Origin of the sequence: Gillisella terrae, from assembly GCF_004801395.1 — a bacterium.
In the GTDB taxonomy this organism is placed as follows: domain Bacteria; phylum Pseudomonadota; class Alphaproteobacteria; order Rhizobiales; family Rhizobiaceae; genus Allorhizobium; species Allorhizobium terrae.
In genome coordinates, this window is the sequence record NZ_SSOA01000009.1 from 63,876 (window position 1) to 82,133 (window position 18,258).

15 protein-coding genes are annotated in these 18,258 nt (G+C 54.6%); 10 read left to right on the forward strand and 5 right to left on the reverse strand.

Going from position 1 to position 18,258, the window contains the following annotated elements:
* Position 1: 1 nt before the first annotated feature.
* Entirely contained in the window at positions 2-1,411 is a 1,410-nt protein-coding gene (locus E6C51_RS15455; RefSeq protein WP_190236619.1) for a DUF6880 family protein, read from the reverse strand.
* A gap of 482 nt (positions 1,412-1,893) precedes the next feature.
* On the opposite strand from E6C51_RS15455, the gene E6C51_RS15460 reads away from it, so the two are divergent.
* From E6C51_RS15460 to E6C51_RS15480, 5 genes are all read left to right on the forward strand, one after another.
* Positions 1,894-2,397: an NUDIX hydrolase gene (locus tag E6C51_RS15460; RefSeq protein ID WP_330999776.1), complete on the forward strand. Its 504-nt coding sequence runs from the start codon at positions 1,894-1,896 to the stop codon at positions 2,395-2,397.
* Positions 2,398-2,609: 212 nt separating this feature from the next.
* Positions 2,610-4,115 carry an inorganic phosphate transporter gene (locus E6C51_RS15465; protein WP_190236620.1) on the forward strand — a complete coding sequence of 502 codons (1,506 nt, stop codon included), beginning with the start codon at positions 2,610-2,612 and terminating at the stop codon, positions 4,113-4,115.
* Positions 4,116-4,186: 71 nt separating this feature from the next.
* Positions 4,187-4,924: a 16S rRNA (uracil(1498)-N(3))-methyltransferase gene (locus E6C51_RS15470; protein ID WP_190236621.1), complete on the forward strand. Its 738-nt coding sequence runs from the start codon at positions 4,187-4,189 to the stop codon at positions 4,922-4,924.
* Between the two features lie 315 nt (positions 4,925-5,239).
* Complete coding sequence (locus E6C51_RS15475) at positions 5,240-6,613, forward strand: glutamate--cysteine ligase (RefSeq protein WP_190236622.1); 1,374 nt, start codon at positions 5,240-5,242, stop codon at positions 6,611-6,613.
* A gap of 236 nt (positions 6,614-6,849) precedes the next feature.
* A complete protein-coding gene (locus E6C51_RS15480) occupies positions 6,850-7,734 on the forward strand; it encodes a DUF937 domain-containing protein (protein ID WP_190236623.1) in 885 nt (294 codons plus the stop codon).
* A gap of 101 nt (positions 7,735-7,835) precedes the next feature.
* Here the strand turns inward: E6C51_RS15480 and E6C51_RS15485 are convergent, their stop codons facing one another.
* Entirely contained in the window at positions 7,836-8,129 is a 294-nt protein-coding gene (locus E6C51_RS15485) for a DUF1127 domain-containing protein (protein WP_190236624.1), read from the reverse strand.
* A 245-nt stretch (positions 8,130-8,374) separates the two neighbouring features.
* On the opposite strand from E6C51_RS15485, the gene E6C51_RS15490 reads away from it, so the two are divergent.
* A complete protein-coding gene (locus E6C51_RS15490) occupies positions 8,375-9,328 on the forward strand; it encodes a LysR substrate-binding domain-containing protein (RefSeq protein ID WP_190236625.1) in 954 nt (317 codons plus the stop codon).
* Between the two features lie 43 nt (positions 9,329-9,371).
* On the opposite strand, the gene E6C51_RS15495 is transcribed toward E6C51_RS15490, so the two are convergent.
* Positions 9,372-10,025 carry a TetR/AcrR family transcriptional regulator gene (locus E6C51_RS15495; RefSeq protein WP_146935147.1) on the reverse strand — a complete coding sequence of 218 codons (654 nt, stop codon included), beginning with the start codon at positions 10,023-10,025 and terminating at the stop codon, positions 9,372-9,374.
* Between the two features lie 449 nt (positions 10,026-10,474).
* On the opposite strand from E6C51_RS15495, the gene guaB reads away from it, so the two are divergent.
* The 4 genes from guaB to E6C51_RS15515 all read left to right on the forward strand — a co-directional run bounded on the left by guaB (position 10,475) and on the right by E6C51_RS15515 (position 15,808).
* Positions 10,475-11,965: an IMP dehydrogenase gene (guaB, locus tag E6C51_RS15500; RefSeq protein WP_190236626.1), complete on the forward strand. Its 1,491-nt coding sequence runs from the start codon at positions 10,475-10,477 to the stop codon at positions 11,963-11,965.
* Between the two features lie 227 nt (positions 11,966-12,192).
* The gene (adhP, locus tag E6C51_RS15505; RefSeq protein WP_190236627.1) at positions 12,193-13,221 is read left to right on the forward strand and encodes an alcohol dehydrogenase AdhP; all 1,029 of its coding nucleotides are present in this window, start codon (positions 12,193-12,195) and stop codon (positions 13,219-13,221) included.
* A gap of 228 nt (positions 13,222-13,449) precedes the next feature.
* Positions 13,450-14,589, forward strand: a complete 1,140-nt coding sequence (locus E6C51_RS15510; RefSeq protein WP_190236628.1) for a DUF3734 domain-containing protein — start codon at positions 13,450-13,452, stop codon at positions 14,587-14,589.
* Between the two features lie 178 nt (positions 14,590-14,767).
* Positions 14,768-15,808 carry a LacI family DNA-binding transcriptional regulator gene (locus E6C51_RS15515; protein WP_190236629.1) on the forward strand — a complete coding sequence of 347 codons (1,041 nt, stop codon included), beginning with the start codon at positions 14,768-14,770 and terminating at the stop codon, positions 15,806-15,808.
* Between the two features lie 16 nt (positions 15,809-15,824).
* On the opposite strand, the gene pglB is transcribed toward E6C51_RS15515, so the two are convergent.
* On the reverse strand, positions 15,825-17,159 hold the full coding sequence (gene pglB, locus E6C51_RS15520; protein WP_190236630.1) for a polygalacturonase PglB: 1,335 nt from the start codon (positions 17,157-17,159) through the stop codon (positions 15,825-15,827).
* Positions 17,156-18,235 (reverse strand): beta-galactosidase BglB, encoded by a 1,080-nt coding sequence (gene bglB / locus E6C51_RS15525; protein WP_230987359.1) that lies wholly within the window; start codon positions 18,233-18,235, stop codon positions 17,156-17,158. Before bglB ends, pglB begins: the two co-directional genes overlap by 4 nt.
* Between the last annotated feature and the right edge of the window lie 23 nt (positions 18,236-18,258).

Consider the following 18,258-nt stretch of genomic DNA (forward strand, 5'->3'; position numbering starts at 1 on the left):
TCTAGCGATATTCATGCGGCACCAGCATCCAGAACGAATATTTCTTGCCATGTCTGGTTCGCAAACCATGCATGAACTGCTCATGGCTTGGCAAAGATGCGTCATCCGAAATCCGCGATGACATCTCTTCCAACCCGGCCAGACACCGAACTGCAAATTCATAGGCCGGTGACAGGTTGCGGTTCAGGATATCGCTGATCAGTGCGCGATCAAGCACGGTGGCCGCAACTGGATAATCTTCATGCAAAGCCAAAGAGACATCTGAGAGCATTTCATGATAGCGACCATCCCATTCTTTTGCATGGTCGATAATGTATTGCGCGGCCAGATCCAGCTTTGGCCACTTCACCAAAAACAGCAAGGCTTTGTAGATATCCTTATCTGCCAGCACCAGCGCCATGGCCTTGTCCATCTCGTCGAACTCGGCAAAGTCATCCAGTTTGGAAAGATACTGCCGCAACATATCAACGTCGAAACTCTCGCAAAACGCATCCCAGCGCAGCTTTTGCGCTTCCTCGCGCCGCTTCAGCCGGTCGAGAATCTCGGTCTCCAGCAATCTGCGCTCGCGCGCACCATATTCGGGACCGGCAGCGGCGCGGATGCCGCCCACATACACCATATGCATGCCCTTGGGCTTTCGCCTTGCCCAAACCAAAGCGTCTTCAAACTGCCCGGCCTCAAACAAAAGCTGGGCCATCTGCAAAGAGTTTTGAAACATCTCTGGCTTGAGCTCTTCAAGGGCGCTCATTCGTTTGAAGTCGCCCTGCTTTTGCGCCAGAAGCTGCAAAAGCCCAAGGGCCATTGGATAAGTTCTGTTTTTCGCTGGCACGTTTTGCAAAAATGCCTGCCAAGCCTCGGCGGCCTCAAGACTGAGCCCGCTCATCAAACGGGTGAAAAACTCATTCTGCTCGCCCAACAGATCAGCACTGCGCATTTTTTCGATTTTAGGCACCATCGCGCTCTGCTGGGCCGGTGTCAGCTCCACAACCAGCGCCACAGCGGCATCTTCGGCCTGTTCAAAGAATTTCTCGAGCTTGGCACTGCGATCATAAAGGCGATGCATTAGCGCCAATTGCATGGCCACCAGCCGCAACATGCGCTCGGACGCCGCAACACCATCCGCAGCTCCTAGCTCGCCACGAATGGTGCGAACCATACCACTCAATTCCACTGCCATTTCTCTGGATTTGGCAGCGGTGATGCGGGATGTCGATTTTTCAATCTGATCCAGACGCTTGTCGAGCATGGCGCAGATTTTTTCAGAGCCGACTTCGCCCGCAATGGCGGCCTGCAACCGAATCTTCAATGGCTTGTTGGCTGCGGCTTCTTCCAGCAAAATCTCGGCCAGTTTCTCGGCACCGAGGCTGGACAGACCTTTCTTGTCAAATTTGACACTCGTCTTCTTTGCCATCCGAGTCTCCCTTATACAGCCCAGTTGTCTTGATAGAGCTATGAGCGAGTGCACCAACATGCCTGTTTCTGGCACTGCATTTTGCGGCTTTTAAAGCGAAAAACCGATAATGCCCAAGGAAATCAGAAAGGATGCCGCAAAAATCGGAACTGCAAGGCAAACGATCACGTAAGCGTGATGGATCAAACGACCAATTTCGGGAGAGACCCCATTTTTAACGTGAATTTTTTATAAATTGGTATATCGGATCAAAATATGCACAACCAAGGCACACTGCTTGCAGCAGGCAACGCCCGGTGTTTTCACATAGACTGCCACCATAAAATCCACGCCGAACCATGGGTTGACGTCACACAATTCAACCCGGTCAGCATTCCAACCCACGTCAAACATTGGCGTCAACAACCAAAGAATCCGCGCGCAATTCATGCAAGGATTGGTTATATTATGATTCTTGAAAGTAGGAGATTTGTTTTTTGGCCGTGCTCAACCGTATCTTGTCCGAATTGGAATTAATGTTCCGGCGCCCGCCGAAGCAGCAATTCGGCGCGATATGCTATCGGCCCGTCTCTGAAGGCAACGGCTCTGATATCGAGGTATTGCTGATCACCAGCCGCGATACGGGCCGTTGGGTGATTCCCAAAGGCTGGCCCATGGGCTCCAAAAAGTCCCATGCGGTGGCAGAACGCGAAGCTTATGAAGAAGCAGGCGTGAAAGGCCGAGCCGAAAAAGACAGCTTCGGTTCTTTTAGCTATGACAAAGCCATGCCCGGCGGCCTGAAAGTGCCCTGCGAAGTCAAGGTCTATCTTTTGCGCGTCCAGGAATTGCTTGAGGACTACCCGGAAAAAGGCACCCGCACGCTGGAATGGGTCAGTTGTGAGGAGGCCGCCGATCGGGTCCGTGAGCCGCAATTGAAACGTTTGTTCCATTTGCTGTCGCTTTCGCGTAAACGAGATGCAGCCAAAGCTGGCAACGTCACTCGCTAAATCGCGCCCTTTTATATTATCAACCGCGAGGCAAAAAGTGTTATCAGCCAGGGCGACACCGCTGCCCTGTCTTGCCTTGTTAGAGGGCCAATTTACAGGGCCAGCTCCGGTGCCGAATCAAATAGGCCGTGTAAATCTTCGCTGTACCGGAATTGGTTCACGAGAGTATGCGGCACATATCTTGCCTCATTTCAACGAACCGTGTCTTCAGCATGAACAATCCGACCCCAAAACGCGCAGCAAAGACGCTCGATAAAGATCTGGACCGCCTGACCTTCCTGGAGCAGGCAGCTCAACAGGTGAGCCGAAAAATCGCGCCGCTTGGTGTCGCCCTCATCTTTTTGATTGTCGCGGGTATTCTCGGTCTTGGCTTTACCCAGAATCATGCGCAGGCGGGTATTGTGGTCGCAGCCTCGGCACTGGCCGCCTATATGGCCATGAACATTGGTGCCAATGACGTAACCAACAATGTCGGGGCCGCCGTGGGTGCGAGAGCCATTTCCATGGGTTGGGCTTTGGTGATGGCGGCTATCTTTGAAATCGCGGGAGCCTTTATTGCTGGCGGGCGCGTCACGGCTACAATTGCCACGGGCATCATTTCACCGTCTTTCCTGCCAGATCCTCAGATTTTCATCGGGATCATGATGGCAGCACTCTTGGCCGCAGCTCTTTGGATCAACATTGCCACATGGCTGAATGCGCCGATTTCGACAACCCACTCGATTGTCGGAGGCGTACTTGGCGCAGCAGCGGCAGCCATTGGCTCTTCAGCCATCAATTGGCAGGTTATCATCAACATCACCCTGGGCTGGATGATCTCTCCCATTCTCGGCGCGCTGATTGCAGCCGGAATTCTCTATCTGATCTACGAGTTCATCGTCTATCGCCCCAATAAAATAGCTGCCGCAAAACGCTGGGTGCCCGTGTTGAATGGCCTGATGATGGGCTGTTTTACCTGCTATTTAAGCGTGAAAGCGGTCGGCCAAGGCTTCAGCACAGTCTCTCATTCTGCACTTCTGCTCGGAATCGCAACGGGATGCGCTGCCTGGCTCGGCAGCATACCGCTTTTGTCACGGCAAGCCGAAGGGTTGGAAAACCGCAACCAGTCCTTGCGCAAACTGTTTCGCTTGCCTTTGATCGGTTCGGCCGCCTTGCTCTCCTTTGCCCATGGTGCCAATGACGTCTCCAATGCCATTGGTCCGCTCACCGGCATTATTTACATCATTCGCCAGACCAATTTGCAAAATGCGGACTTTATCCCCTTCTGGGTGCTGGTCATTGGCGCATTTGGCATCTCGATTGGCCTTTTGTTGTTCGGTCCGCGGCTGATCAAGCTTGTCGGCAGCAAAATCACCAAGCTGAACCCCATGCGCGCCTATTGTGTTTCCATGTCATCGGCCGTCACCGTCATCACTGCCTCCACTTTGGGCCTGCCCGTCAGCTCCACTCATATTGCCATTGGCGGGGTATTTGGCGTGGGATTTTTTCGCGAGTGGTATAACAACAATTCGCGCCGACGGATGGCGTATTTGCAGATGAAATCCTCCGAATGGCAGGTCAAAAAACCCAAAGCCGTCAATGTTGATGAGCAAAAACGGCGTCGTCTGGTGCGCCGTTCTCATATTTTGACCATCATGGGCGCGTGGGCCGTAACGCTGCCGGTTTCAGCCGGGCTTGCAGCCGTGGTTTACCGCGCTATGTTCGCGCTGATTGGATAAGAAAGGCATTGGTTGAGCGGGAAAACCGAATTTCGGCTGAATGCAAGACGACAAGAGAATGAGGCATTGCCATGCGGGCAAACTATCGTATGCAGAGATTGCACGTACATGCAGACTTGAGCCAAAACATCGCCATTGAAGCCACGCCTGAGCAGTTTAATTACCTTGCCAATGTGTTGCGCATGACGGATGGCACAAACGTGCTGTTGTTTAACGGCCGCGATGGCGAGTGGCAGGCAAGCCTTTCCTTTCCAGCCCGCAAGCGCATTCTGCTGACCCCCTTTGAGCAGGCTCGCCCGCAACCAGCCCCAAGCGATCTTGTGTTTCTCTTTGCTCCACTCAAAGTCGGGCGCATGGATTATCTGGTACAAAAGGCGGTTGAAATGGGTGCAGGCATCTTGCAACCCGTGATGACCCAGCATGTCCAGGGCAAGATCGGCAGCTTGGAGCGCCTGCAAGCCAATGCGCTGGAAGCGGCAGAACAATGCGGCATTCTGGCACTGCCGGAGGTTCGAGCCCCCGCAAAGCTTAAAGACCTGCTGGAGCGTTGGTCACCAGAGCGGCGCATTATTTTTTGCGATGAAGACAGCGCGACCAATAATCCGATGACGATCTTGCAGGCGATCGCAGAAAAACAATTGGCTCTGCTGGTCGGCCCCGAGGGCGGGTTTTCAGACGAAGAGCGCGCTCTTCTGCGCTCGCTTGCTTTTGTCACCGCTATTCCGCTTGGACCACGCATTTTGCGCGCCGATACGGCAGCCGTTGCGGCGCTTGCCGTTGTGCAGGCTTCAGTAGGCGACTGGAAATAAGGGCGATACAACACATAGACCTTTGTTCAATAAAACTGAACGCCAAAATCGCAAAATTTGCTTGCGCAACAGCGGGATTACGCCCTATCACCCAGACCGGATTGCCGTATCTAGAGTTTGTCAGGGAAAAGTGGAAACCGGTTTTCCCGAAAAGACAAACGAAACAAAGAAGTTTAGAGCCTGTCTGGTTCAATCTGAACCTGACAGGCTCTAATACGTTGCAAAACACAAAACCCGCTGCATGCGACCCTGTGAGCCACCACAGATCGCCGCAATTGCGCAGTGAACCGAAATGGACAAAATAAGGTCGTCTCCATGGCCCGTGATACCACTGATGACACACCTTTGACCTCTGTTGGGGAACTGACTGATTATATGGCGCAGGGTGCAAAGCCAAAATCGGCATTTCGCTTGGGCACCGAGCATGAAAAATTCGGGTTTTTCATGGCCGATCACAGCCCGGTTCCCTATTTCGGTGAGGCCAGCATCCATGCGCTTTTGACCGGCATGCAGGAAAAGCTTGGCTGGGAACCGATCATGGATGGCCCGCACATCATTGGTCTTGCAGGCGGGCGCGGTGAAGGGGCGATTTCCATCGAGCCGGGTGGCCAGTTTGAGCTTTCCGGGGCTGCCCTCGAAACCCTGCACGAGACCGAGGCCGAGACCGCGCACCATCTCAAGGTTTTGCACGACATTGCCGAACCGATGGGCATCCGTTTTCTTGGCATGGGCGGCAGCCCGCTGTGGAGCCTTGCGCAGACCCCGAAAATGCCGAAATCCCGCTATGAGATCATGACCCGCTACATGCCGAAAGTTGGCAGATTCGGGCTCGACATGATGTATCGCAGCTCAACCATTCAGGTTAACCTCGACTTCTCCTCTGAAGACGATATGCGCACGAAAATGTGCGTTTCCACCAAGCTGCAATCGATCGCCACCGCGCTGTTTGCCGCATCGCCCTTTACCGAGGGCAGGCCAAATGGCATGCAATCCTGGCGCGGCGAGATCTGGCGCGATACCGACAATGCCCGTGCCGGGCTTTTGCCATTTGTGTTCCAGCCTGATTTCAGCTTTACCGATTACGCAAATTGGGCGCTGGATGTGCCGATGTATTTCGTGGTGCGCGATGGCCGTTATCACGACTGTACCCATATCACCTTCCGCCAATTCATGAATGGCGCGCTCAAGGGTGAAATTGCCCAATGGCAGCCCACATTGGGCGATTGGACCAATCACCTCGGCACACTCTTCCCCGATGTGCGCTTGAAGCGCTTTTTGGAAATGCGCGGTGCTGACTGTGGCCCCAAAAGCCATATCACTGCACTGTCAGCCTTCTGGGTTGGTTTGCTCTATGATGAGCAAACGCTGGCGGCCACAGATGCATTGACCGCGGACTGGGATCTGAGTGATGTGACGGCTTTGCGCGATGCCGTTCCTTCAGAAGGGTTGAGCGCGAAAATCAAGGGCCACACCGCCTTGGATATCGTGCGGGAGGCCTTGAAGATTTCGAGGGCCGGCCTGAAGGCGCGCGCGCGCCTGAATGCGGCAGGGCAGGACGAATCGCTCTATCTCGATCCGCTCGATACCATTGCTCAGACCGGTCGCACCGTTGCGCAAGCCATGCTGGAAAGCTACGCGCATCAATGGAACAAATCGGTCGATCCGATCTTTTCCGCCTACCAATATTGATCACACGCTGCGGTTTTGCCGGACACCTCATCAATATTTATAAGAAACGCCTGCGATAACGGGAAAAAGCCATTTGCAGGCGCATTTTTCCCGTTATACTGTTGGATAGTAACGCCATTCGTCTGATGTAACAGGCTTTGGCGGCTATAAAATTGTCGCTTTATGCATCATCCACCTCAGGCTGCTATCGCTTTCAGGTGTTGTGTGGAAAGCCTGCGCGAGGGGAACGAAAGCCGATGATGACACTGTTTGAAATGATGCTGAAAGCGCAAAACGGTGCGGCCATGGACGCTATGGCCAAACAATTTGGCTTGGCACAAGAGCAGGTCGCACAGGCCTTGGCCGCTTTGACTCCGGCTTTTTCCTCCGGATTAAAGCGCACCGCTACAAACCCCTACGATTTATCGGGGCTTTTCTCCGCCATGTCGTCTGGCAATTACGGACAATATTTTGAAGACCTCAGCAAAGCCTTCACGCCACAGGGCGTGGCTGACGGCAATCAGGTGCTGCAACAATTGTTTGGCTCGAAAGAGGTTTCAAAGGCCATTGCCGCGCAGGCCGCACAGGTCACCGGCATTGGTCAGGACATTCTGAAAAGCATGTTACCCACCATGGCCGACACGATCATGGGCGGATTGATGAAACAGGGTCTGGGCCAAATGGGAGCAGGTACCAATCCATTTACCGCCACGCCGATTGCGCCCATGGTGCAGCAATGGCTGGAAGCAACAGGCTTTGCGCCGAAGCCAGCGCCAAAACCATCCGTCGATCCTTTTGACAATCCCTTCATGAATGCCTGGAAAGACATGATGGGATTAGCGCAGGCAAAGCCTGCACCAAAGCCACAGGCCAGCACCAATCCGTTTTTGGACAATCCTTATGCCAAAGCCTGGCAGGATATGCTCAACACCTCTTTTGGCACGACGCCTGAGGTGCAGACAACTCCAGAGCCGGAGCCAGATGCCAAGAAAAGCGTATCAGATATGATCAACACCATGTTTGATAGTGGTTTGGAAGTTCAAAAGAACTACCAGAAGAGCATGGAGAAAATCTTCGAAACCTATGCAGTCGATAGCAAATCGGCACCATCGGCAGAGAAAGCTGACAAGAGCGAAGCCTGACATAAAAAGGCCCGGCAACAGGCGGCTGTTACCGGGCAAAAGCAGGGATTATTGGCATAACTCCCTGCGGGGATTTGAGATTTGCAGTTGCGATTGCGCACTTATCCGAGAGAAAGCTCAGAGCGAGACCGTCTCGTCTTCGCTTGAAGCGCCAGCGTGATCGATGGGTCTGCCATATAGGAACCGCTTCTCAAGGCATGCTTGACATCTGTGCGCGTCAGGCCAAGGTCATTGAGCAGATAATCATCCATCTCTTCAAGACCTATGACCGCTTGACGATTGCTCCAGAGACGAACGACCGCCTTGACCTGCTGTGCATATTTGCGAAGCGTGACCGCAGAAGCCATGGCAACATCGGCAAATGTACGGTGGGTCATTTCAAAGGTCGTGCGCATGATCATCATCCTTTTGCGTTTGGCACGAGAAAAGCCGCCAGTCTGACAACCAGACCTACAGCGATGGAAAAGCGTTGAGGGGAAAGCCGCGAACGGCCAGACCGATTGATCGTTTACTGCTACAGCGTCCTTTGTGCATCATCCATGGTGCAAGACGCTGTGGGGGAGAAATGCCAAATTTGTATTGATCAGTCCAACGAATGTTTCTAATGATAATCATCAATCCTTCTGATGGAATGTGAACCATGTCCGCGCCCCTTGATATTGACCAGCTTCAGACGTTTGTCGCCATTATTGACACCGGCAGCTTTACCAAAGCGGCAGCGCGGGTGTTCAAAACACAATCCGCCGTTTCCATGCAGATGCGCAGGCTGGAAGAGCGCATTGGCAAGCAATTGTTCATCAAAGACGGGCGTGGAAATCGACTGACTGCGGAAGGCGACAAGCTGCTGAATTATGCGCGGCGCATCATTCGCCTCAACAGCGAAGCCATGGCCGCCTTTGACGACAACCGGCTGGAAGGCACATTGCGCATTGGCACGCCAGACGACTACGCCGACAGGTACATGCCTGAAATTATTGGGCGTTTTGCCAAGACGCATCCCAATGTCGAGCTTTTTATTGTGTGCGAACCTTCTGTCAGCCTTGCGGAAAAAATGGGCCGCGGCGAACTCGATATTGCCCTTGTCACTCACAATCCGGTGGCGCGACACTCAGATGTGGTGCGCACCGAGCCGCTTTGCTGGGTTGGCTCTGCCAATCATGCGCTCAAGGAAGGCGCGCCCGTGCCGCTTGCTGTGGGGCGGCGTGATTGCAACTGGCGCCAGCTTGCCTGCTCGGCGCTGGATGCGGATGGGCGCGACTATCAGGTGCTGTTCACCAGCTGGTCTTCCACCGTTGTCGCGGCCGCTGTTCTCGCCGGGCTTGCGGTTTCGATCATGCCGGAGTCCGCCCTTCGCGGCGGCATGAAAGTGCTGACCCAGGCCGATGGCTTCCCACCGCTGCCGCCGGTGCAAATCGGGATCATGAAGCGTCCCGGCCTCTCGCCATCGCTGATGAACGCCATCAGCGATCACATCGCCGCATGTCTGGACAACATGACACCGGCACCCCACGAAGATGATCTGGATACGGATGTAAAAAGCTTCGGCCGTCAGTTTCCGCGCTTAAAGCCGGGCCATATCATTCCCGGCTGGTAAGAACGGCGTCGCTTGCGCGGCCCTGCTTTGTTTGGTTGTTGCGTCACTCTTTGGGCGCTGGTTTGGCGGGCGACAGAACAATGTCGCACACCAGCCTCTTCCATTCATCCAGCAATGCCCCTGCCCGCTCATTGCCATCCGCCAGACAGCGCAGCACAGAACCAGTCAGCAAGGAAACAAGCACAAAACGGTCGCGCTCAGAGTCGGCTTCGCGTTCACCAACAAATGGTCCAAGTACATTGCACGCCAACGCACCCAGATCCTCATGGGCTTGATACTGCAATTGTGCCAGATCGGGATCGACCGAGGTGGCCATCCACAATTCTCGGCAGAGCGGATGATGAAGATGAATTTGCGCTCCATCCTCGATCAAATCAATGACCCTTGCGCGCGCGTCGGCTTCGCTGCGCACATCCTTTAATCTGGCTTTAATACCTTGCATGACAGCCTTGAGACGAAGGTCGAGAATGGCCTTGAGAATGGCTGCTTTTTCCGGAAAGAATTGATAGACAGAACCAACTGGCACGCCAGCATGGGCAGCAATGTCGGTCATCTTCATCTGTGCAACGCCATGGGCAACAATAAGTGTTTCTGCTGACTCCAGGATCGTTTCAAAGCGCTTGATACTACGCTTCTGCTTTGGTTGTTTGCGCGGGTTAATGCGCGACTCTTCATTGGGCAGCTTCATAGCCGTCATCGTCCCGTCATAGACTTGCAGGATTCGTTTCACATCATGTGGAACACGACAAACGGGCCTAACGGAAGGGCGTTCAGTTTTGATTAATGCCAACTGGTAAATTCAATGAAAATGCGATGAAACAGCTAGTCCTACTTTGGTGCAAACCGTTTCGATTCAAGACAAAATCATGCAATTTTATGCGAAAGCGCTGCAAAAGTTATACACAGCCTGACCATGCGGTTCGATGCGTTGCGCGCCCATGATCGGCACCAATTGCCCCTTACGAGACAAAAGCCGAAGCCGCGTCATGATTTTCGCGATAATGCACAAGTGTTTCTTTTGCTATTCCCTTCCTGTCATGAACGTGTTACCAGCCCTCGCCAACTTCCAAGCATTTCATGCAGAAGCAAACCGGTGGATCAGTCATCTTCCGGTGGACTCTGTCTATTCACACGAAGGAAATTGGCATGGCACGCATCGTAATATCGGCAACCGGCGCAGAAGCGCTTACTTTTGACGATGTCCTCTTGCAGCCCGGGCATTCTGAAGTGATGCCAGGACAGACAAATATCTCCACCCGCATCGCCAAGGATATCGAGCTTTCGCTGCCGATTCTGTCATCCGCAATGGACACGGTGACGGAAAGCCGTTTGGCCATCGCCATGGCACAATCTGGCGGTCTTGGCGTTATCCACCGCAACCTGACCCCGATTGAGCAGGCCGAGGAAGTCCGTCAGGTCAAGAAGTTTGAAAGCGGCATGGTGATCAACCCTGTAACCATCAATCCTGAAGCCACACTGGCCGAAGCCCTGTCCTTGATGAAAACGCACCGCATCTCCGGTATTCCGGTGGTGGAAAATGGCAGCCGTCCCGGTCGTCTGGTTGGCATTTTGACCAACCGTGATGTGCGCTTTGCCTCTGACCACTCCCAGAAAATTCATGAGCTGATGACGAAGGACAATCTCGTCACGGTTAAAGATGGGGTTGATCAGCAGGAAGCCAAGCGCCTTTTGCATATGAACCGCATTGAAAAGCTGCTGGTGGTGGACAATGACGGCCGCTGCGTTGGCCTGATCACCGTCAAGGATATTGAAAAGACCCAGCTCAACCCCCATGCTGCCAAGGATGCACAAGGCCGTCTTCGCGCCGCTGCTGCCATCTCCACCGGTGAAGATGGCATTGAGCGGGCAGAACGCCTGATTGATGCTGGCGTGGATGTGATTGTGGTGGACACCGCTCATGGCCATTCCCAGCGCGTGCTGGATGCTGTGACAGCCGTTAAAAAGCTCTCCGGCAATGTACGGGTGATTGCGGGCAATGTGGCAACGGGCGCTGGCACCCTTGCCCTGATTGATGCGGGCGCAGATGGTGTCAAGGTCGGCATTGGCCCCGGCTCCATTTGCACCACCCGTATTGTGGCAGGCGTGGGCGTGCCGCAGCTGGCTGCCATCATGGCCGCTGTGGAAGAAGCCCATAAGCACGTCATTCCGGTGATTGCCGATGGTGGTGTGAAGTTCTCGGGCGATCTGGCCAAGGCCATTGCCGCTGGCGCATCCGCCGTCATGGTCGGCTCGCTTTTGGCTGGCACCGATGAAAGCCCAGGCGAAGTCTTCCTCTATCAGGGCCGCTCGTTCAAGGCCTATCGCGGCATGGGCTCCGTGGGAGCTATGGCGCGAGGCTCTGCCGACCGCTACTTCCAGGCCGAAGTCCGCGACACCTTGAAGCTGGTGCCGGAAGGCATTGAAGGTCAGGTGCCGTATAAAGGTCCGGTTTCTGCCGTGCTGCATCAATTGGCAGGCGGTCTCAAGGCAGCCATGGGCTATGTTGGCGGCAAGGATATTATCGACTTTCAGGAAAAGGCGACGTTTGTCCGCATTTCCGGGGCTGGCCTTCGCGAAAGCCATCCGCATGGTGTGACCATCACCCGCGAAAGCCCAAATTATCCCGGCGCGGCATAATCCTTTTTGAGATATATCCAAGATCAAAATGCCCGGATCGACATAAACGCCGATCCGGGCATTGTTGTTTTCGCAATGCTCACACATGGCGGGAAGTGAAATTTGAAAGAAGTTTGATCCTAATCAACTCAAACAGGCATCCCCTCCCATAACTTGCTCTCAACTCAATGGCGCAAGATGGCGAATTTGCCATCATTGCATACGCCTAAAAAGGGAGTGAAAACGCTATGGCATCGCTGATGAAAGCCGCCGTCTTGCGGGAATTTGGCAAACCTCTGAACATCGAAGAAATCGCAATTCCTGATCCAGGACCGGGCCAGATTCTGGTCAAATATGAAGCGACCGGTGTTTGCCACACCGACCTTCACGCCATTGAAGGTGACTGGCCGGTCAAGCCCACACCGCCTTTCATTCCTGGCCATGAGGGCGTTGGCTTTGTGGCAAAGCTCGGCGCAGGTGTCACCCGCATCAAGGAAGGCGATCGCATCGGCGTGCCATGGCTGCACACCGCCTGTGGTTGCTGCACACCCTGCCGCACGGGTTGGGAAACCTTGTGCGGATCACAGCAAAACACCGGATATTCAGTCAACGGCACGTTTGCCGAATATGGGCTTGCCGATCCTGATTATGTCGGTCGCCTGCCAGATAATCTGGCGTTTGGCCCGGCAGCACCTGTCTTGTGCGCAGGGGTGACCGTCTATAAGGGCTTGAAAGAAACAGAAGTGCGGCCCGGCGAATGGGTGGTCATTTCCGGCATTGGCGGCCTTGGCCATATGGCCGTGCAATACGCCAAGGCCATGGGCATGCATGTGGTTGCCGCCGATATTTTTGAAGACAAACTGGCATTGGCGAAAAAGCTCGGCGCAGATGTCATTGTCAATGGCCGTGATGCTAATGCGATTGAACAGGTGCAAAAGGCCACCGGTGGCGTGCATGGTGCGCTGGTGACGGCCGTTTCGCCAAAAGCGATGGAACAGGCCTATGGCTTCTTGCGCTCCAAGGGCACCATGGCGCTAGTGGGCCTGCCGCCGGGCTTCATTTCGCTTCCGGTGTTTGATACCGTTCTCAAGCGCATCACCGTGCGTGGATCGATTGTCGGAACCCGGCAAGACCTCGAAGAATCGCTGGTTTTTGCCGGAGAAGGCAAGGTCGCAGCCCATTTCTCCTGGGACAAGATCGAAAATATCAACGCCATCTTTGATCGCATGAAAGAAGGCAAGATCGACGGACGTATCGTTCTGGATCTTGCAAGTTGATCCACATGACAGCGCATCTCACCCAACGGGGCGCACAAAAGACGCTGTAGGGAATTATGCAGTCTCTCTATCTATCTCGAGCCGCGCGTCTACAAGACGCGCGGCATTCTTTTGCGCCACAATATTGTGACATCATCACAGCCAACCCCCGTGTTTAAACGGTGGCGCCCCCAACCACATCTGGTTATTGTTGCCGCATTGCAATAAACGGCACGGATTTTGTGGCTCATGTCAGACATTACAAAAAATTCTACAACAGACCGCATTTTTGTATTTCAAGGTGGCGGTGCACTGGGTGCTTATCAGGCAGGAGCCTATGAAGCATTGCACAACCATGATGTTGCACCCGACTGGTTGGCTGGCATATCCATCGGCTCCATCAATTCTGCGATCATTGCGGGCAGCCCGCATGAAAAGCGCGTGGAAAATCTTAAAACCTTCTGGGATATGGTCTCATCCGGCCTGACCTATGACTTCGGCGAGCAGGAAACACCGATGCGCCGGGCAACCAATGACATGTCGGCCACCCTTGGAGCAACGTTTGGCATTCCCGGATTTTTCTCTCCGCGCCTGCACACGCCCTATCAATGGCTGTTCAATCCGCTGGCGCAGATCAGCTATTATGACACCGAGCCTTTGATGAAATCGCTCAACGAATTGATCGATTTCAAGCTGATCAACAATGGCTTAACCCGCCTCAGCCTTGGCGCGGTGGAGGTGCAAACGGGCAATTTCGCCTATTTCGACAGCCGACACACCCAGATTGATGTTCGTCACATTGCGGCTTCGGGTGCCTTGCCACCGGGCTTTCCGCCGGTGGAAATTGGTGGACGTTACTATTGGGATGGCGGGTTGGTGTCCAATACACCTTTGCAATATGTGCTGGACAACAACGACAGCGAACGGGATCTGGATATTTTTCAGGTCGACCTTTTCAGCGCCCGCGGCGATATGCCCAAAGACCAGTTCGAAGTCGAAAGTCGCACCAAAGAAATTCGCTTCTCCAGCCGAACCCGCATGAACACCGATGAATTTGCCAAAAGGCAGATTGTACGGCGGGCCGCAAAACGGCTATTGGATAAACTGCCAGCAGAATTCAAAGATGACGAAGACGCCAAAATTCTACGCTCCATTGGTCATGAATATGATGTCACCATTGTGCATCTCATCCACCGCCGTGCTGCTCATGCCACTCATTCCATGGACGCCGAGTTCTCGCGCAAATCCGTGACAGAACATTGGCAGGCGGGCTATGACGATGTGTCCTACACACTCAAACATCCGAAGTGGCGCAACCGCAGCCGCCCGAAAGATGGTGTTCAGATCTTTGACTTGACGCGCGAACGCAGATTAAATGTAAAATCCTGATCAAGCTGAGGGCGCATATCCAATAAAAATGGTGATATCCTCACGGCAGATTAAAATCTTCACAGTGTTTTGTATGGCTTCATAACAGTTTATGACAAACTATGCTGTGAAGATAAAATATCGGTCGATATTTGGCAGCCAGTTTTCGGTCCGATGTTCTAGCGTGTGAGGAGAATGCGTGAAGACAAAAATTGGTTTGCGTGAGGTTGCTCAGGAAGCTGGCGTCTCTTTGAGCACGGCTTCTCACGCCTTGAATGGCACAGCCCCCTTGACCAACGAAGTGCGAGACAGGGTGCTTTCCTGTGCGCAGCGTCTTGGCTACCTTGAAAAGCGGCGCAACAAAGGCTCAATTGCCAGCCTGCGTGCCATTGTTCTCGCCGTCACCGGCGATGCGGCCCCGCAGAGCGATCTGAATCTGGTCAGCTGGACCATTTTGAACGGCCTGCGGCAGGAATGCGAACGCCGCGCCATTCGCATTGTGCCATCCATCAGCCCCGGAAACCGCATTGACGCAAGCGAGATCAAACGTTTGTCGCAGACCGAAAAAGTCGACGGCATTGTTATCTTGAATGATGATCGCCCAGAGTTGATCAAAAGCCTGACCCATTTGCCCATCCCCACCGTGATCATCAACGGTGAAGACCCCGCCATGCTGCTGGACACAGTAACGGCAGGCAATCGCTTTGGTGCGCGGCAGGCCACAGAACATCTCTTATCGCTGGGCCACCGCCGCATTCTGCATTTGACCTGGCCGGGGCGCACCACCATTCGCCGCCGACTGGACGGCTATATTGATGCGTTTCTGACGGCCAGTCTACCAGCTCCCACCGATATGGTGGTTGAAGCGGCCAGCTTTGAGCCGGAAGAGGGTGAAAAGGCGATAAAGGCTCTTTTGGAAAAAGACCGCTCGTTGAAGGGAGCAACCGCCATTTTCTGCGCCGCCGACAATCTGGCCCTCGGCTGCCTGAAAGCGCTGAGTGGCGCTGGAATCCGGGTTCCCGAAGATGTATCGGTGCTGGGCTGCGACGACATCATGCCCGCAGAGTTCAGCGTACCGCCGCTCTCCACCGTGCAACTGCCAAGCGCCCGCTTGGGCGCGGCTGCCATAGGCCTGATGGAGCAGCGGGTGATTGCCAATGATGCTTTGCGCCCTGCCCATCGGCTGGAACTGGGCTGTAAACTGGTGTTGCGGGGCAGCGTTGCGCCACCCCGCGATTAATCATCGGTAAAACGCCTTAAGCAGCAGCCTGCACAAGCTCCTGGCTGTTCCAGCCCTGTGGCAAAGGCTGTGGCCGATCAAAGGCAACATCCTCGACGCTCAGGCCCGTAACGCCTTGCACAAATGCACCGGGCATGCCGCCGGGGTAATCCAGCAAACCGACAATCCGGCCGTCAGAGCCGCGGGTCCATGCGTTGGCACGGCCTTCTGCATTGGGATCGGGTGTCAAATCGGCATTGGTGGGGCGCAAATCGTAGCGCAAACCGGTTCCGAGCTTGCCAGCCTGCTGCGCGAGCCGAATGCGCGAAAGCTGCACATTATGAATGCCAGCAGGCGCAACAGACACCAAGGTCACAGCGCCTTCCATCTTGCCGGTGATGTCTTCAACGATCAGATTTTCAACCGCACCCGCAGGGCGTTCAGACACGCGATCCACCACCGTCACCGTCAAGGCCTCGCCTGAGCCCCAGAAGCCATCGGGCGTTTCAAAGCAATCAAGATCAATCCGCGAGAACCGCACGTTCGACACCCGCCCGCCATCGCGCGAGAAAATGCCAAGGCCACGGTTGGATTGCTCCACCTTGCAATCTTCAAACACCACATTGGTGAAATCGCCAAAGGATTCCGTGCCGATTTTCAAGGCGCATGAGACGCTGGAAACCGTGCAGCGACGCACGACAATATCGTCGCAGGTGCCAATGGCGGTGCCATCCGGCCCAGCACTTGTTTTGAGGCAAACACCATCATCGGCGGTGGAAATCTGGCAATCTTCAATCTGTGCCCGACGGCAGGCATCCAGCACAATGCCATCAGTATTGGGCAGCCGGCGATTGTTGGTGACGCGCACATTGCGGATTGTCAGGTCTTCGCAATTGACAAAATGCAGGGTCCACATCGGCGAATTGGCAACATCCAGACCTGTCAGGCGCACATTCTTGCAGTGTTCCACCACCAGCACACGGGGGCGAAACTCGGCAGGCGTGAAGGTACCAACACTCTCGTCATCGCCAATGATGAAGTGATCACCGCCCGCATCAATCCGGCCGGGACCAGTGATGGCAATCTTCTCGACGCGGCTGGCCACCAGCATGGCACGGTTGGATTTTTCAGCAATCACATCAACGATATTGTCGCTGTAAGCCGCATAATCCGGGACGGGCTGCAACACGGCACCCTCTGTCAGATGCAATTCCACCCCTGTCTTCAGCTTGAGGCCGCCAACACTGTGCAGGCCAGCCTGCAAGACAACGGTGCCGCCGCCCGCCGCTGAGACGCTATCGATAGCGGCTTGAATGCCTGCGGTGTTGTTGGCCTCTGAGGCGGTAATGGATAGATAGGTCGGGGATGTCATGCAGTGTCTCCTTGGGCAACCAGCACGTCTGTCAGCAACAGCAGCACCAGCGCCTGACCATAAGGGGTCGGTAGGTTGGGAATTTTACGATAAAACTCAAGATCATGGCCCATCGGCGTGCCATCAGAAACGCCATGCACAACGCCTTCGTCGTCAATCTGGCGCATGATGGCGGCAAGTGCGCGATCCGCATGGGCCTTGTCGTCGGGTTCGAGAATGCCCGCCTCAATGCCGCGCAAAATGCCATAGGCAATGCCAGCGGCGGCGGAGGTTTCGGTGGGCGATGTGGGATCATTAAGAAGCGTGTGGAAAGCGCCATCGGGCCTTTGAAACGCTTTGAGCGACGCCACCTGACTTTGCAAAACATGGCTTAAAAAGCGCTTGTCTTTGGCCTCCAGACCCGGCACCAGAAAGAACAGTTCCGGAATGGCAACGGTGATCCACGCATTGCCGCGCGCCCAGAAAGCCTTGGCAAAATTATGCCGTCCGTTGAACGTCCAGCCATGGTACCAAAGCCCGGTGACGGGATCGGACAAATAACGGGCATGGATCATAAATTGATGCACCGCTTCATCCACCCAGTCCTTGCGATCAAAAAACACACCGGCGCGGGCCAAAAACAAGGCGGCCATAAACAGGGTATCATCCCAAAGCTCCCCCTCGTTCAGCCGTTCTTTGACCACATGCTGAAAGCCGCCGCCTTCGGTTTTTGGCAGGCTTTTCACCAGCCAATCGGCCCAATCCTGCACCAAGGCTTCAAAATCGGGGCGATCGACATGTTCAATCAAAATTGCCAGCGGCAGCATGGGCGCTGTGCTGTTGATCTGGCGGGGCGGCAGACCGCGCCCGATCTGCATGGCATACCAATCGACCAGATCATCAAGGGCGGCCTTGTCTTTTGCCGCCAAAGCGCGGCGCAAGAAACCATAAAGGCCAACGCCCACTTCCCAGTCCCATTCATCAAATTGAATGCCCCGGCCTGCATCAGCGCCAACCAGCCCTTCTTGAATGCCTTTCAGGCGGCTGAAGGCACCGGCCACGCGATCAATGGTCTGTTGCAATGCGTGAGCGTTCATAATCTTCCCATCCATAGCGTCCA

Excerpts from the sequence above, each read along its gene's own strand:
- E6C51_RS15510 (WP_190236628.1), top strand. The coding sequence starts at position 13,450 with ATGTCAGACATTACAAAAAATTCTACAACAGACCGCATTTTTGTATTT.
- E6C51_RS15475 (WP_190236622.1), top strand. The coding sequence starts at position 5,240 with ATGGCCCGTGATACCACTGATGACACACCTTTGACCTCTGTTGGGGAA.
- guaB (WP_190236626.1), top strand. The coding sequence starts at position 10,475 with ATGGCACGCATCGTAATATCGGCAACCGGCGCAGAAGCGCTTACTTTT.
- adhP (WP_190236627.1), top strand. The coding sequence starts at position 12,193 with ATGGCATCGCTGATGAAAGCCGCCGTCTTGCGGGAATTTGGCAAACCT.
- E6C51_RS15455 (WP_190236619.1), bottom strand. The coding sequence starts at position 1,411 with ATGGCAAAGAAGACGAGTGTCAAATTTGACAAGAAAGGTCTGTCCAGC.
- pglB (WP_190236630.1), bottom strand. The coding sequence starts at position 17,159 with ATGACATCCCCGACCTATCTATCCATTACCGCCTCAGAGGCCAACAAC.
- bglB (WP_230987359.1), bottom strand. The coding sequence starts at position 18,235 with ATGAACGCTCACGCATTGCAACAGACCATTGATCGCGTGGCCGGTGCC.
- E6C51_RS15465 (WP_190236620.1), top strand. The coding sequence starts at position 2,610 with ATGAACAATCCGACCCCAAAACGCGCAGCAAAGACGCTCGATAAAGAT.
- E6C51_RS15480 (WP_190236623.1), top strand. The coding sequence starts at position 6,850 with ATGATGACACTGTTTGAAATGATGCTGAAAGCGCAAAACGGTGCGGCC.
- E6C51_RS15485 (WP_190236624.1), bottom strand. The coding sequence starts at position 8,129 with ATGCGCACGACCTTTGAAATGACCCACCGTACATTTGCCGATGTTGCC.
- E6C51_RS15495 (WP_146935147.1), bottom strand. The coding sequence starts at position 10,025 with ATGACGGCTATGAAGCTGCCCAATGAAGAGTCGCGCATTAACCCGCGC.
- E6C51_RS15470 (WP_190236621.1), top strand. The coding sequence starts at position 4,187 with ATGCGGGCAAACTATCGTATGCAGAGATTGCACGTACATGCAGACTTG.
- E6C51_RS15490 (WP_190236625.1), top strand. The coding sequence starts at position 8,375 with ATGTCCGCGCCCCTTGATATTGACCAGCTTCAGACGTTTGTCGCCATT.